We start from the raw sequence: 14952 nt of genomic DNA, 5'->3' as shown, positions 1-14952 counted from the left end.
TGATAGACCTTTGGTTTAATGGCGAACATGGAATTGGCATTCCTTGCATCCCCGTTCGGCAACGGGCTTTCCGTTCTCTATTTTTGGTACATAATATGATTGTTCGAACTGGAGCTGTACTTCTTCTGCCGAGATGTTTTTCGCTATGTGAATCTCAATATTTTTTCTGCGGCCAGCGGCAGTCATTTCATAGGAAGCTATATATCCGGCGGCTTGTTTTTCTTTTTTAGCGGATAGGCTTTCAGATAACCAAAAGGGTATTTTTTCAGTTGGATTGTAAATCAAATAACCAGCTTCCCAAGGTCTGGTGTAGGCAAATTCAAGCGCTGTGGCTTCTGCGCCAGCAGTGTCGCCCTGATTGTGATATGCTGCGACAAGTCGTTTCAGAATGTAGGCAGCTGTTACGTTGTGCTCGCCATTAAGTTTGGTGAAATTCAGGCTGTCAGTTTTGTAAATATTGTAGGCGGTTTCAAAATGGGGAATGGCTTGAGCCCAATTTTGTTGGCGAAGATAGATATCACCTCGCAATAGTTCAGCATAAGCCAGCTGTAGCGGGCTTATTTCAGATCGCTCATCTGTTAAAACTGTGTAGGCTTGATCATTAAATCTTGCTGCTCTTGCAATATCGCCCTTTTCGAAATGAAGATAGCTGAATTCCAGATCAATTAACGCTCCTAGTGTTTGGGCCTCTGAATTGTTGGCTGCGGCAAGTTTTTTTGCTTTTCCGAGGAATTCATATGCCTTTTTCGGTCTGCCTCGTTGCCGAGCCTCGGATGCTGCGAGTATCAATAATCTACCGTGAAGATCATTGGAGTAGGAGCTATTTTCTTTATGTAAGTTCAGCACCTCCTGAAGGATAGACAACGCTGATTTATCTCTGAATTTAAGAGCAGCTATTGCATATCGGTGCAGGTAAGGGAAAAGGTCATCTTCCTTCAGTTTCATATGGTGTTTAGCAATGAAATGAGCTTTTTGAGCGTTGACGAGCGCTGAGGTATAGTTGTGAAGAGCCATAGCATCAGCATAGGCCCGTGAATGTTGTGCGAGTTGGGCTTCATGGTCTGTTGCTGACACAGAAAAAGACCACAAAGCCAAAGCTATTATCGTACCCTTTATCATTATTCTTCTTACCTGCTTGTTGGATACGACTATGGGTTTGTATTACCGCCTGCTTTGGAAGGTTGGCCTGCAGTGGATTTTAAACAGGCGGTAAACGTATCAAATAGTGATTGCGTTATGTTAGTTCCTCATTGAGTAAGAGAACTTATAGGTAACACTATTTGTTTCTACGGGTTTTCCATCTTCAAAGCGCGGGACGTAGCGGAACTCGCTGATAGCGCGTAGACTTGCAGTTTCAAAATATTTGCCGCCTTCTGATTCAAGAATCATAGGGTTTTTCACAAAACCTTCTTCATCTACGGTAAGTTCGACAATTGCATAACCTTCTTGGCCACGGTTAATCGCTATGCGAGGGTATGTTGGTTGTTTACCAAAAATAGGTAAATAATCCTGCTCATCGTCTACCGGCTGAACCTTACCAATCGCATGGCAATGTGCGGTTGCCTTATCTCGAAGATTCCGCTGTTCATAGGCTTCAATCAAGTGCGCATGATTTGTTAGAGTGATCTCTGCATTGGGAGATGTTTCTTCAAATACGCTCAAGGAATAAAGCAGTGCGTCAGTGGCTTTAATAAAGTTCTCGTCTGCAAGATAATATTTACCCTGCCACAGTTTTGAAAGAGCATGGTCTTCTTTATTTGTATTGTTTGCATCCATGCTAAAAATCGCTTCAGCACGATTTAGATATTTGATTGCTGAACGATCTTGGAGTCTGTATGCCGTTTTACCGATTTCCAGATTGAAACGGGCGTATTCTGTAGATTCTGCACCATATGTGTTCTTTACAATTTTTCCTGCGCGGGCGAATTCGCTGTAGAAATCAAAGCGACGGTCCCTTCTTGCCTTAGCATTACCAATGTAGATCAAAAGAGGGGCAAGTTCGGGAGAATTTTCTCCGTAAACATCCTCTCTCAATTTATAGGCATGTTTCAATGCCGTAATGGCTTTATGAGGCTGATCTTCCGTTAGACCATAGTTGATGGCTAGTTTAGCCAAGGTTTCCGGGTCATTTTGATAGACAGTTTTTCCCAGTTTATACGCCTTTAGAGCCGTGGAAATTTTATCTTCCTTGGTACCTGTTTTAACGGCAGCCTTATAAGCTCTATAAGCTTGTTTAAATGTGCCTGTATCTGCACTGTGGGTGTCAGCCACTGCTGGTGCTGTAAAGGCGATGCAAATGGCGACAATTGATGTTAATCGCATAATTTAACCTCCCATTCGTTTGAATGTATTATGTTATATTATACTAATCTTTAGTTTGCAATAGATACTCTTATAGGTAGTTTTTGTGGGTTTTATTGAGTTAAATAAGGTAAGTGTTTGAAAAATATTGATTAAAGTGTGTTAAAGTCCATGTTGGAGAACGGGGGTAACAAAAACGTTAACTGTTCTGTTTGGGAACTGTTACTTTGCAATATTGTAGGAAAACTTGTAGCGAACACCTGTGCTTTCAACAGGGGATCCATTTTCAAAGCGTGGGATATATCTGAAGGTATCAATGATATCCAAGCTTGCTGTTCCAAAAGACTTTGAACCTTCATATTCGATAACTTTAGGATTCTTGACAAAGCCTTCTCTATCAACTGTAAGTTCAACAATTGCGTAGCCCTCCTTGCCGGATTCTTGTGCTAGGCGAGGATACTTGGGGTGGCGCCTATATACAGGCAGATAATCTTGATCAGTTGTATTTATGGGTTGTGCTTTTCCTATAGCCTGACAATGTTTTGTTGCTTCATCCCGCATGTTAAGCTCTTCATAAACTTTAATAAGGTGTGCATGATTTGTCATTGTAAGTTGGGTATCAGGATTGGCTTGTTCAAAAACATTGAGCGATGCATTCAGCATATCTGCTGCTTTTTTATACTTCCGATTAGCCATATGGTATTTGCCAATCCAGAATTTTAGTAAGGCATATTCGCCTTTAAACTCCTCAGCGTTTAGATTGTCGTAAATTGTCGCTGCTTTCTTAAAGTAAGTGATAGAGGACCTGTGCCCCTTTTTGATAGCTGCTTTACCAACAGAAAGATAAAACCGGGCAGCTTCCGGGCCTTTTAGGCCATGTTTTACATCGATAATCTTTTTGGCTTTAGTATAATCAGCGTGATATTTGAAATAATGTTCTTTGTTGGATTTTACCTCCGCGAGCTGAAGTAGGCTACTGAGATATTCGTCTGACATATCACCATAGATTTCGCCGGTTAATTCTAGCGCATGCTGGAGAACCGGGATGGCTTTCCTAGCGTCTCTTTCTATCAAACCATAGTTATTGGCGAGAATAAGTAAGGTTTTAGGTTTGTCAGCATATACATGCTTCCCAAGTTGGTATGCTTTAAATGCAGTAGAAGCTTGTTCTGTACGAGAGCCATTTATTTCGGCTTCCTGAAAAGCCTTGTAAGCTCTCGCAAAAGCTTTTTTATCAGCTTTGCTGACATCCGCGACCGCAGAAAGAGATAATGAAAAAACGATAGTGCAGAAAATAAAAAAGCGCATAAAATCCCCCAAGTGTAATTTGAAGATTATATGCGCTTTAAACGTGTTTTTAAAGTCACAATGGTGTTATTTTTCGCCAAATCGTGGCATCAATTCCACAAAATTACAGGGACGGAAACGATTGTCTAATTGCGTTACGAGAATTTTATCCCAGCCGTCTTTAACCGCGCCCGTTGAACCAGGTAGCGCGAACAGAAGAGTTGTTTTAGCGATGCCGCCCGTTGCTCTGCTTTGAATAGTGCTTGTGCCGATCAGATCGTAGGAAAGCATACGGAACAGTTCGCCGAAGCCTGGAATAGTTTTGGTATATTGCGCTTCAAAACATTCAGGAGTGATATCACGGCCAGTAATACCTGTGCCGCCAGTTGAAATCACCACATCCACATCTTCGCTTTCAATCCATGTTTCAAGCTGTTTGGTGATGGACGCTTTATCATCTTTCACAATTACTCGGTCCGCAACATTATGACCTGCGCCTTTTACACGGTCCGCAAGGGTATCGCCCGATTTATCGTCTTCAAAGGTACGCGTGTCAGATACAGTCATTACAGCGATATTAACGGGAATGAATGGGCGGCTTTCATCAATTTTCGGCACGGAGAGTTTGTCCTTCAGCAGTTAAGGTTACAGCGCGCTGGAGAGCTTCAACAGTTTCTGGTGTGTCCAGTGCATCAAAGGCAGGCCATGCACCACTCGCTACAGCATCCAGGCTTGGTGTTTCCTGCCCAAGACGCATACGGTAGAGCCATAAGTTGGCCATCACTCGTTCGATATAATCACGTGTTTCATAAAATCCAATAGATTCAATGAAAAGAAGAGGGTCTTGCTGGTAAGGTACTTCTTTACGCCATTCAAGCAGACTGCCGGGGCCGCCGTTATAGGCCGCGAGTGCCATAAAGAGGTTTCCGTCCACATATTCCATATCAAGAAGATGAGAAATATACTGCTGGCCCAGTGCCATATTGAATTCTGGCTCATAAAGGCGGTGGCGGTTTCTACGCAGAAGTTTTGAGCCCTTGCGACTAATGAAACGTGCTGTCGCAGGCATTACCTGCATAAGTCCACTGGCACCGACACGGCTTTTTGCCCGGCTACGAAAATCACTTTCCTTGCGAACCATGGCAAACAGGAGTGCACGGTCAATACTGAAGCCCCCGGCAGGTTGCCAATCAGGTAATGGGTAGCGTGTTGATGTTGGGGCGAGTTTACCCGTACCACTTGCACGAGCTAAGCGAGTTTGTATAGCAGGAAGATTTAAATTGGCAGCGAGTGCGAGAAGATCATCTTGTACAGCAGTACCTTTCCGGCCCCACAATAGGCGTAGTTCTTCATCGGCTACATCATTCCGACTTACTTCCATCAGAGCAAGCGCGCGGCGAGTTGCTGGATGTTGTAGTAAGTTTGTCATCGCAGTGTTTGAAAGAGTTGGAACAGTCCAATCAATCTCAGGCTTAATACCAAGCTGTCGACCAGCTATAAGGCCATAGAAGGTTTCTGAATAATCACTGGCATTTTTCAGATGTATTGTGCCGCCATATGAATCCCCCATTCGAAAAGCGGTGCGGCCTGCCCAGAACTGCCCTGCAGATAAAAGCCAATCAGAAGCTCTTTCCGATTCACCTAGTATAGAAAAGTGCTCATAAGCTTGGTCATAGTTTCCTAATCGCCAGTTAGAAAGGCCTGCGATCCAGTCAGTTGTAGGTTCAATCTCTCGGGCAAGGTTTGCGCCCAATGTTGAAAGTTTCAGAGCTTTAAAGTCATTGCCCTTATAATAATAACTGGCAGAAATGCGCTCAAGCGCCGCGGCTAGTTCGTGAGGTGCAGCAAGGCCACGTTTTTCCATCGCCCAGAAACGCTTCTCGGCATGCTCTGGGTTTCCGCGTCTTACTTGCTTGCGTACGTTTGCGAGGAATTTGCTTACAGCACGGCGTTCAAGACGTGTGCGGCGTGGTACTGGTGGTTTTGCCTTAGCAGACTGGCCTGTTACACCGGGGTAGCGTGTTTCAACTGGTCTGCGCGGCGCTCGTGCTCTGCCTTGGCGTTTTTTGGCAAGGCGATAAACAGCCCATGCTTTAGGATGATCCGCATAACGCTTCAACCATCCAGCTAGTTCACCATAACGACTGCGATATTTTCGTGGATGCATATAGCGCTGATACTGCACGTGCCCCATTAGAATATCATTGTCTAGGCCCTTGATAAGCCTATCGGCTTTTTTCCATTGCCCTTGTTCTTGAAGTTCAAAAATACGCTGGTAGCGGCTGATATCTTCGTTACTAAGAACTTTTGGAATTGTGGTGTTTTCAGCGGCATATACGGTACCAGCTATGAACACGTTTAGTGTAAGGGCGATAGAAAAGGCTAGTTTAAACATACGCATCAGGATTCAAGTCGCTCCTTAACAGCAAGCAGATCGCGCCATGTGGCGCCTTTCATTTGTGGTTGTGCCATAAGATAGGACGGGTGATATGTCGCCATTGCGGCAAAAGTCTGACCACCAATCTCAATATCTTTCCATTTTCCGCGCAGGCGGGAAATGCCATCTTTTGTCCCCAACACAGCTTGGGCGGAAACAACACCCATCAGCAAGAGATACTTAGGTTTAGCAAGTTCAATATGCTTTTTCAGGAACGGCAGGCACATGGCAATGGTTGCATCATCTGGTTTGGCATTTCCAAGGGGACGCCACGGCAATACATCCGACAAATAAACATGTTCATCACGCTTAAGGCCAATTGCTGTAAGCATTTTCTCAAGCATATCACCATTAGGGCCAATGAAGGGCTTGCCGTCCCGGTCTTCATAGGTGCCGGGAGCTTCGCCGATAATCATCAAGTCAGCCCCTAATTTACCGTCAGCAAATACCGTGTTTTTTGACGAACGTTTGAGCATGCCACCATCAAAGGCTTTCAGGGCTGCTTCCAGTTCCTCCACGTTAGTGCAAGCCGCGGCGGCTTTTTCAGCCGCTTCAATGCCAGCTCCAATCGCGGGTTTTGCCGGACGTGCCTGAATAGGTGTTGGACGGGACCGTTCCTGTTGCTGGCCCTTTTGAGGTTTCGCTACAGGTTCCGGGATAACGAAACGATCAACCGGTTCGAGATCAGCGGCTTCATCTGCGCCCATGGCTACATACCATGCAAGCAGTGCGCTTAGCTCTCTTGTATCTGCAGTTTCAATATTCATAAGTGCCCAACTGATTTGTTCGTGCCTGAGTATAGCTTCGAAAAAAAAGTAAATGCATCGAATTTTTTTACTAAATTGAAAATGTTTTTGTGCGGTGCAATATTAACTGGGCGTAACGGTTTTGTTTTCCTCAAGTATTTGACCTTTTTAAGGGGGCAGGGCATAACACTTGAAAAGGTTCAGAAGCGGTCCAGATTAGGGTCAGGCCTGATGGATAGGAACCGAAAGAATTAAGCCCCATGGCAATCAAGTGGGCTTTGCATAGGAAGTTTGAAGGAGTGTCGCATGGAACGCGAATCCATGGAATTTGATGTAGTGATTGTTGGTGGTGGCCCAGCGGGTCTTTCTGCCGCTATTCGCTTGATGCAGCTGGCTCAGGAAAAAGATCAGGAACTCATGGTCTGTGTGATCGAAAAGGGTTCTGAAATTGGCGCTCATATTCTTTCTGGTGCGGTGGTTGATCCTATCGCTCTTAATGAACTTATTCCTGATTGGAAGGAAAAGGGTGCACCGCTTAATGTTCCTGTGACAGATAACCAGCATTGGGTTCTGTCTGAAAATGGCAAAACATCCATGCCGCACTTCATCATGCCGCCACTACTTTCAAACAACGGCATGTATACGGTTTCTCTTGGTAATGTAACACGCTGGCTTGCAGAACAAGCTGAAGCAATGGGTGTAGAAATTTACCCGGGCTTTGCAGGCGCTGAGGTGCTTTACCATGAAGATGGCCGCGTTAAAGGTGTGGCAACAGGTGATATGGGTATTGGCCGCGATGGTGAACCAAAAGCCAGCCATGAACCGGGCATGGAACTTCATGCGAAATATACACTGTTTGCGGAAGGTTGCCGTGGTTCTCTTTCAAAGCAGCTTGAAGAGAAATTTAACCTCCGCGAAGATTGTCAGTTCCAGACATACGGTATCGGTATCAAAGAACTTTGGGATATCAAGCCTGAGAACCACGTTGAAGGTCGCGTGATCCACTCACAGGGCTGGCCGCTTGATAACAGCACAGCTGGCGGTGGTTTCATTTACCATCAGGAGAACAACCAGATTGCTATCGGTTTTGTTGTAACGCTTGATTATGAAAACCCACATCTGTCACCATTTGATGAGATGCAGCGCTTTAAAACGCACCCTGAGGTTCGTAAGATTCTGGAAGGTGGGCGCCGCGTAGCATACGGCGCGCGTGCTATTAATGAAGGTGGCTTGCAGTCTGTGCCGAAGCTCTTCTTCCCGGGTGGCGCGCTTATTGGCTGTGCCGCAGGTTTTGTGAACGTACCACGTATTAAAGGCAGCCATAATGCTATGAAATCTGGCATGCTAGCGGCTGAAAATGCGTTTGAAGCAATTGTTGGCGGCTCTGAAGGTGAAAAGCTGCTTGAAGGTTACGAAGAAGATTTCAACAACAGCTGGATTTATAAAGATCTTTATAAAGTACGGAATGCGCGCCCGGCACTTGGTAAGTTCGGCGTGAAGATTGGCACGCTTTATTCCGGCTTCGATATGTGGATGAACACGCTTGGGCTTGGTGGTTTGATGCCAACATTGAAGCACAAGCACAAAGATAATGAAGCAACTGGTAAAGCAAAAGATTTTGCACCAATCGATTATCCGAAGCCGGATGGTGAAATTTCATTTGATAAGCTTTCTTCTGTATTCCTTTCGTCTACGAACCATGAAGAAGATCAGCCTGTTCACCTTCAGCTAAAGGATGAGACTGTACCAGTTTCTATTAACCTGAAAGACTATAATGGCCCAGAACAGCGTTTCTGTCCGGCAGGTGTTTATGAATATGTCGGTGATAACGATGCTGAGATGAAGCTTCAAATCAACGCGCAAAACTGTGTACATTGTAAAACTTGTGATATTAAAGATATTACACAGAATATTAACTGGGTTGTTCCAGAGGGCGGCGGGGGGCCAAACTACCCGAATATGTAAGAGTAAGGTACCTACACAGAATGAGATTGCAGCCACTTTTAGCCATCAGTTTAGCTCTAGCCATTGGTGGCTGCGTAACAACGACGGAAACCGGTGTTACTTCTGAAAATGCACCGGTTCCTTCCAATCTCCGCAGCGAATTTGAAGATACGTCGCCTGACGGTAATTTCTACGGCCCTTTTCTGGCAGCCATTCAATCGCAAACAGATTTGCAGCATAGAGATGCTGCCAAACATTATCTCTCCGCTTTAGAAAATGATCCGGACAGCCGTTATGTTGCTGAACGTGCTTTCTTTCAGCTTTTATATTCTGGCCAGCTTGAGGATGCCGTTGAAGTATCGAACCGTATGATGTCGGATGAAGAGATTGTACAGGATCATTTAATCAAGCTTTTACATATACTTGCGGTTTATCAGGAAGAGGATTGGCCCAGAGTTCGAGCCTTGCTTGATGAACATCTTGATACAGGATTTGGTTTTCTGATCACGCCAATTTTGAAGGCATGGACATTCGCCGCTGAAGGTGACTTGGAGCTAGCTGAAAAAGCGCTCGAAGTGCTTAAGACCAGACGATTTGATAACTTAGCTAATGAGCATTTGGCTTATATGGCTGATTATTTGGGTGAAAAAGAGCGTGCTGAAACACTGTATAATGAAATAATATCAAGTGATCGTCTTACCTCCGTTCAGCCTATTATTTCGTACGCATATATGCTGATTAAGCAAGCGAGATTTAGAGAAGCTGTTCAGTTGCTGGCTGAGCAAAATAAGCGATTTAAGAACCAACCTTATTTATTGCGTGAGGGGCAAAACATTGTAAGCGGTGGCATCCCTTCGCAGATAGTGAGCAGACCACAAAGCGCTGCTGGTCTAGTTTTCTTTCGGTTAGGGACAGAACTAGCACAGAATAATGCGCTCCAATCAGCAATTATTTATATGCGTATCGCCTCTTTTATGACGCCTGAAGTGGAAGATACATATTTTGTACTTGGATCACTGTTTGAACGCGCTGAAAATATTGAAGAGGCTATCGCTGCCTATAATATGGTGCCGCTTGATAGCCCGAGAAGGGCTATAGCGGAGGCGCGAAAAATTGAAGCGTACCGATATGGAGGTCGAGCTGAATTAGCGGAAGCTTTCCTCCGAAAAGAGCTGTTAAAGCATCCGGGCAACAGTAAGTTGTCGGTTGATCTTGCAGATATATTGCAGGGCCGTCAGGATTATGATGGAGCAATCCTCTATTACAGCCGTGCTATTTTAGCAATTAAGACACCTACAGCGAATGATTGGTATCCATATTTTGCTCGTGGGGCTTCTTTCGAAAGTAGAGGCGATTGGGAGGCCGCTGAAGCAGATATGATTGAGGCATTGAATATTGCACCTGATGAACCTGTAGTGCTTAACCATCTTGGGTATAGCTGGATTGATCGTGGTAAGAATATTGAGCAAGCGAAGGATATGATTGCACGCGCTGTAAAGGCTCGCCCTAACGATGGATTCATTGTGGATAGTATGGGGTGGGCTTTATATCTCACTGGTGAGTATATGAAGGCGATTGAGTATCTGGAACAGGCTGTTAAGCTTGAGCCTGATGAGGCAACGCTTAACGATCATTTAGGTGATGCATACTGGCGTGTTGGCCGTAAGATTGAAGCTCGTTTCCAGTGGAAACATGCACTTGATAGCAATCCAACCGATGAAGAGCGGTTAAAGCTTGTTGAAAAACTCGCTGACGGCTTACCTAATAATTCTTGAAAGAACGTGCATGCGGGAAATGATTGAGGTTTCTGCACCTGCAAAAATTAACCTGTTTTTGCATATTGTTGGGCGGCGGGATGATGGATATCATCTGTTGGAGAGTTTGTTTGCTTTCACGCAGCATGGTGATGTGATCCGTATCTCGGAAGCTGAACATTTAAGCTTTAACATAACGGGTCCGTTTGCGGATGTGCTTACGAGCGCAGGCGGTGATCAAGAGAATTTGGTGGTTCAGGCTGCACAGGCTTTTGCTAAAGAGGTTGGGCGCGAGGCTAACCTTGAGATCGAATTAGAAAAGAACCTTCCTGTAGCGGCTGGAATAGGTGGCGGCTCAGCAGATGCCGCAGCAACACTTATTGCCTTGAATGAATATTGGAAATGTGGGTTCGAGCGCAAACATCTGGAAGATATAGCGCTTACTCTCGGGGCTGATGTACCAGCATGTTTATATCCGCATCCTCTTTATGTTACGGGTATTGGCGAGAATGTGGAACAGGTTTCACTACCGAAACCTTATACTGTTCTCCTCGTCAATCCGGGGGTGGGAGTGTCCACGCCTGAAATCTTTAAAGCATTTCATGCCTCTGGTGATGATTTTGACACGTCCATTGGAAGCAGTACTGCTTTTGAAGGAGAGAAGTTTGAGCCCTTCCTGTTTGAGCAGTCTCAAAACACCTTGCAAAAGCCTGCTGAAAAATTGTGTGTGGAAGTTTCCAGGGTGTTGGAAAAGCTAACCTCGCTGAACACAGCTGACTATGTAGCAATGTCTGGTAGTGGTGCTACCTGCTTTGCTTTATTCAGTGATTTAAATGTGGCGAAAGATGCTGAACAAATTATTCGGATGTACGACCGCAATTGGTGGACTATGGTAGACCAACTTTACCCCTAAAGTTGGTGATAGCCCTTATACCAATCAACAAAGTTTGGAATGCCTACGCTGATGGGGGTTGAAGCTTTGAAACCAACATCTGCTTCAAGGGCAGATGTATCAGCAAATGTTTCTTTCACATCACCAGCCTGCATTGGTTCAAACTGTTTTTCTGCTTTTGTGCCTAAGGCTTCTTCAAGCACGCTAATCATATCTAGAAGCGGCTCAGGTTTATTGTTGCCGATATTGTATATTTTATGGGGTGCGCTGCCGCCAAAAGCATTTTGACTGCCTGCCACTGGTGGTTTTTCTAAGGTACTTAAAATTCCACCAACAATATCATCAATATAGGTGAAGTCGCGGGCCATATCGCCGTGATTAAACACTCTGATAGGCTTGCCGTTCAGAATTGCTTCTGTGAATAGCCATAATGCCATATCCGGGCGCCCCCAAGGGCCGTATACAGTGAAGAAACGTAAGCCGGTTTGCGGCAGGCCATAGAGGTGCGCGTAGCTTTGGCTTAAAATCTCATCGGCGCGTTTTGTAGCAGCGTACAAGGAAACAGGTGTATCAACGGGATCATCAACCGAGAAGGGCAGTTTGGTATTGCCGCCATAGACGCTGCTGGAACTTGCATATACCAGATGATCAAGGCTGTCTGAATGTCGGCATACTTCAAGGATATTGGCATGTCCAACGAGGTTGGACTGGATATAAGCTGCCGGATTATCAATAGAATAACGAACACCAGCTTGTGCGCCTAAGTGGATAACAGATTTTAATTTTACGCCTGATGTCGCCTCTATTAAACGTTCATTATTCGCGAAATCGCAATATTTAAAGGTAAAGGCTGGATAGTCATCAAGCTGCTGAAGACGGGCGTTTTTAAGGGCGGGATCGTAATAATCATTGAGGTTATCGATTCCCAATACGCTTTCCCCTTTATCTAAAAGGGCTTTTGCTACATGCATGCCAATAAAGCCTGCTACGCCTGTAACCAGAATTGTCATTTTCTGCTCCAGCAAAGGAATTTATCTCCTAAATAATTGCCACAATGGCGATGTTTTTACCAGCAATAATAAGGCCCTATATGGTTTTGTAAGAAAAATTAAAAAAAGTGCAAAAAGGTCTTTACAGGTAGGTAGGGTTTCTATAAAACCCGCGTCACACCCTGATGGGGCGTCGCCAAGCGGTAAGGCACCGGTTTTTGGTATCGGCATGCGCAGGTTCGAATCCTGCCGCCCCAGCCAGTTAAAGGCTCAGTAGTTCGCTACTGAGCCTTTTCTATTTTTGGAATGCAGCGCATTTCGTTCCTCAACATAAAAAATGCCCCGTATGTATATTATACGAGGCATTCTTTGCTGATTATGTAACCGGGTTTACCAAATTTTCACGCGGTCCTCAGGGGCCAGCCACATCTTATCGCCAGGCTTAACACCGAAGGCTTCATGGAACTCATCCATGTTGCGCGCCATGCCGTTAACCCGCAGGTACATTGGGCTGTGAGGCGCTGACAGAAGGCGTTGTCTCAAGCTTTCTTCGGTACGTTTATAGCGGCGTCCTTGCGCGCGGCCCATAAAGAAACGTTGTGGTCCGGTAAAGCCGTCTAGCACCGCTGGGGCCTTGCCATCCAGCGAACGTTCCCACGCATGATACGCAACGATCATACCTGCGAGATCACCTATGTTTTCCCCAAGTGTTTGGCGGCCGTTTACATGTAGTCCTTCAATAGGCTCATACTGGCTGAACTGTTCTGCAAAACCATCACCGAGTGTATTAAATGCTGCACGATCCTCTTCAGACCACCAAGCCTGCAGTACGCCGTCACCATCATACTTAGAGCCCTGATCATCAAAACCGTGTCCAATTTCATGACCAATGATACTACCCAGAGCACCATAGTTCAGTGCTGGGTCCGCGTTAGGGTCGAACAGTGGAGACTGGATATAACCCGCTGGAATAAAGGCTTCATTTCGGGATGGGCTGTAGAATGCATTTACAGTTTGCGGGCCGCTAAACCATTCGCGTTTGTCTACAGTTTTACCAAGGCGCGCAATGTCCTGTTCATGGTCAAACTGCCGGTAGGCCTGAATATCGCCAAATAGATTTGTTGGAGATACTGTCCATGCGCTGTAATCGCGCCAAACTTCTGGATACGCGATTTTCGCGTTCATTTTGGCAAGTTTTGTACGTGCCGCGGCTTTGGTGTCATCTGTCATCCATGTAAGATTATCAATGCGTTCGCCAAGCTCAAGACGGATGTTTTCGAACATTTCGCGCACAAGCGCTTTAGATTCTTCAGAGAAGAAACGCTCAATATAGATTTTACCAACAGCCTGGTTGAGGAAGTTGTTCACAAAGGCAATTGCTCTTTCATCCCGTGGACGCTGCGCTTTCTGGCCTCTGAGTACCGTTCCGAAAAAAGCAAATCTTTCGTCAGCAATTTCATCAGATAAATACTGTGCATTTGATGCTACAAGATGGAAGCGCAGATAATCTTTCCACAGATCTACTGTTGTAGCAGCAAAAAGCTCTGCCATCGGTGGAAATGCTTCTTTTTCCCGAACAACAATTTTATTCGTGTTTCCAACACCATAACTATCGACAGCAACCTTCCAGGGGAAACCCGGGGCATATGCAGCTAGTTCATCAATAGTGAGAGGGTTATAGGTACGGTCAGCATTGCGGCGCTCAGCGCGAGACCAGTGGTTCGAGGCAATTGCTTTTTCCAGATTGAAAACTGCTTCGGCCTTTGCGCGAGGGTCAGCGTCGCCAAGACGGGTGAAAACCTTTTCCATATAGTCGACGTAAGATGCACGCAAAGCGGTTAGGCGTTCGCTATCACGTTCATAGTAACTTTTATCAGGTAAGGCTGTTCCAGCATGACTGGCGCTGACCGTATAGTTATTAGGGTCTTTGCTATCAATGCCTACGAAAATACCAAACAATGACCGAGCACCAAGCGCTGGCGCCATCATTGCCCGAGCGATATCGTCATGGTCTGTTGCGGCTTCGATTTCGCCAAGCAGAGGTAATAGTGGTTTCATACCCGCAGCATTGATTGCCGCGATATCCATATAGGCGGCGTATAGGTCACGAATCTTTTGGCCATCGCTACCTGCCGCAACTTCTGCACTTTGGAAATCGGCAATGATTGATTTAATGCGTTCATCGTTCCGGTCGCGCATGATCTGGGAAAAACCAACGCCGCTGCGGTCACCTGGAATTTCGGTCGCTGCAAGCCAGCCACCGTTTGCAAATTGATATAAATCGTCTTGCGGGCGGGTGCTTTTATCCAGAGCAGTAAGCGGATAACCCCAAGGCTCGATAACTGGTTTAGCTGCCACCTCAACCGTTTCGGTCTTTGATGATTTTTCTGTTTGTTCCGGTGCGTCGCATGCTGCCAGCAGTGCTGTGATGGCGGTTAGCATACCCATTGTTTGGAATTTCATTTGGTCCCTCTCCCCCTGATGCAGACATAACCAATATATATCTGCGTCGATATGGTTAGTTATAGCTATAGTCAGGCATAAACCTATCACGGGTTTCAAGCAACAATACTTCAGATTAGAGGCTACAGTTCAAGGAAAC

At 45.5% G+C, this 14952-nt stretch carries 11 protein-coding genes and 1 tRNA gene; 4 read left to right on the top strand and 8 right to left on the bottom strand.

The genetic code is table 11. The features are described from left to right. Nucleotides 1-15: 15 nt before the first annotated feature. The 6 genes from KFE96_RS14095 to KFE96_RS14070 form a co-directional block, all read right to left on the bottom strand. A complete protein-coding gene (locus KFE96_RS14095) occupies nucleotides 16-945 on the bottom strand; it encodes a tetratricopeptide repeat protein (protein ID WP_255833195.1) in 930 nt (309 codons plus the stop codon). Between the two features lie 294 nt (nucleotides 946-1239). Beyond that, the gene (locus KFE96_RS14090; RefSeq protein WP_255833194.1) at nucleotides 1240-2322 is read right to left on the bottom strand and encodes an energy transducer TonB; all 1083 of its coding nucleotides are present in this window, start codon (nucleotides 2320-2322) and stop codon (nucleotides 1240-1242) included. 201 nt (nucleotides 2323-2523) lie between these two features. Then, the gene (locus KFE96_RS14085; RefSeq protein WP_255833193.1) at nucleotides 2524-3609 is read right to left on the bottom strand and encodes an energy transducer TonB; all 1086 of its coding nucleotides are present in this window, start codon (nucleotides 3607-3609) and stop codon (nucleotides 2524-2526) included. Nucleotides 3610-3675: 66 nt separating this feature from the next. Next, entirely contained in the window at nucleotides 3676-4206 is a 531-nt protein-coding gene (moaB, locus tag KFE96_RS14080; RefSeq protein WP_370650519.1) for a molybdenum cofactor biosynthesis protein B, read from the bottom strand. Beyond that, on the bottom strand, nucleotides 4193-5989 hold the full coding sequence (locus KFE96_RS14075) for a lytic transglycosylase domain-containing protein (protein WP_255833191.1): 1797 nt from the start codon (nucleotides 5987-5989) through the stop codon (nucleotides 4193-4195). The genes moaB and KFE96_RS14075 overlap by 14 nt, the downstream gene beginning before the upstream one ends. Beyond that, nucleotides 5989-6792 (bottom strand): uracil-DNA glycosylase, encoded by an 804-nt coding sequence (locus KFE96_RS14070; RefSeq protein WP_255833190.1) that lies wholly within the window; start codon nucleotides 6790-6792, stop codon nucleotides 5989-5991. Before KFE96_RS14070 ends, KFE96_RS14075 begins: the two co-directional genes overlap by 1 nt. Nucleotides 6793-7077: 285 nt before the next feature. Between KFE96_RS14070 and KFE96_RS14065 the strand changes: the two genes are divergently transcribed. Genes KFE96_RS14065 through KFE96_RS14055 form a run of 3 tightly spaced genes read left to right on the top strand, consistent with a single transcriptional unit; the run spans nucleotide 7078 to nucleotide 11382 of the window. Beyond that, on the top strand, nucleotides 7078-8736 hold the full coding sequence (locus tag KFE96_RS14065; protein WP_255833189.1) for an electron transfer flavoprotein-ubiquinone oxidoreductase: 1659 nt from the start codon (nucleotides 7078-7080) through the stop codon (nucleotides 8734-8736). 20 nt (nucleotides 8737-8756) lie between these two features. Beyond that, nucleotides 8757-10490: a tetratricopeptide repeat protein gene (locus tag KFE96_RS14060; protein ID WP_255833188.1), complete on the top strand. Its 1734-nt coding sequence runs from the start codon at nucleotides 8757-8759 to the stop codon at nucleotides 10488-10490. Between the two features lie 10 nt (nucleotides 10491-10500). After that, nucleotides 10501-11382: a 4-(cytidine 5'-diphospho)-2-C-methyl-D-erythritol kinase gene (locus tag KFE96_RS14055; protein WP_255833187.1), complete on the top strand. Its 882-nt coding sequence runs from the start codon at nucleotides 10501-10503 to the stop codon at nucleotides 11380-11382. On the opposite strand, the gene KFE96_RS14050 is transcribed toward KFE96_RS14055, so the two are convergent. Next, nucleotides 11379-12371 carry an NAD-dependent epimerase/dehydratase family protein gene (locus KFE96_RS14050; protein WP_255833186.1) on the bottom strand — a complete coding sequence of 331 codons (993 nt, stop codon included), beginning with the start codon at nucleotides 12369-12371 and terminating at the stop codon, nucleotides 11379-11381. The two genes, KFE96_RS14055 and KFE96_RS14050, sit on opposite strands and share 4 nt — an antisense overlap. 165 nt (nucleotides 12372-12536) lie before the next feature. On the opposite strand from KFE96_RS14050, the gene KFE96_RS14045 reads away from it, so the two are divergent. Continuing rightward, nucleotides 12537-12611: transfer RNA gene (locus KFE96_RS14045), tRNA-Gln, on the top strand. A 129-nt stretch (nucleotides 12612-12740) separates the two neighbouring features. Here KFE96_RS14045 and KFE96_RS14040 read toward each other — a convergent pair. Beyond that, nucleotides 12741-14813 carry a M13 family metallopeptidase gene (locus KFE96_RS14040; RefSeq protein ID WP_255833185.1) on the bottom strand — a complete coding sequence of 691 codons (2073 nt, stop codon included), beginning with the start codon at nucleotides 14811-14813 and terminating at the stop codon, nucleotides 12741-12743. Nucleotides 14814-14952: the final 139 nt, after the last annotated feature.

The sequence above is a fragment of the Kordiimonas sp. SCSIO 12603 genome (assembly GCF_024398035.1).
Classification (GTDB): Bacteria; Pseudomonadota; Alphaproteobacteria; order Sphingomonadales; family Kordiimonadaceae; genus Kordiimonas.
This window is presented reverse-complemented; position numbering and strand designations above follow the sequence as displayed.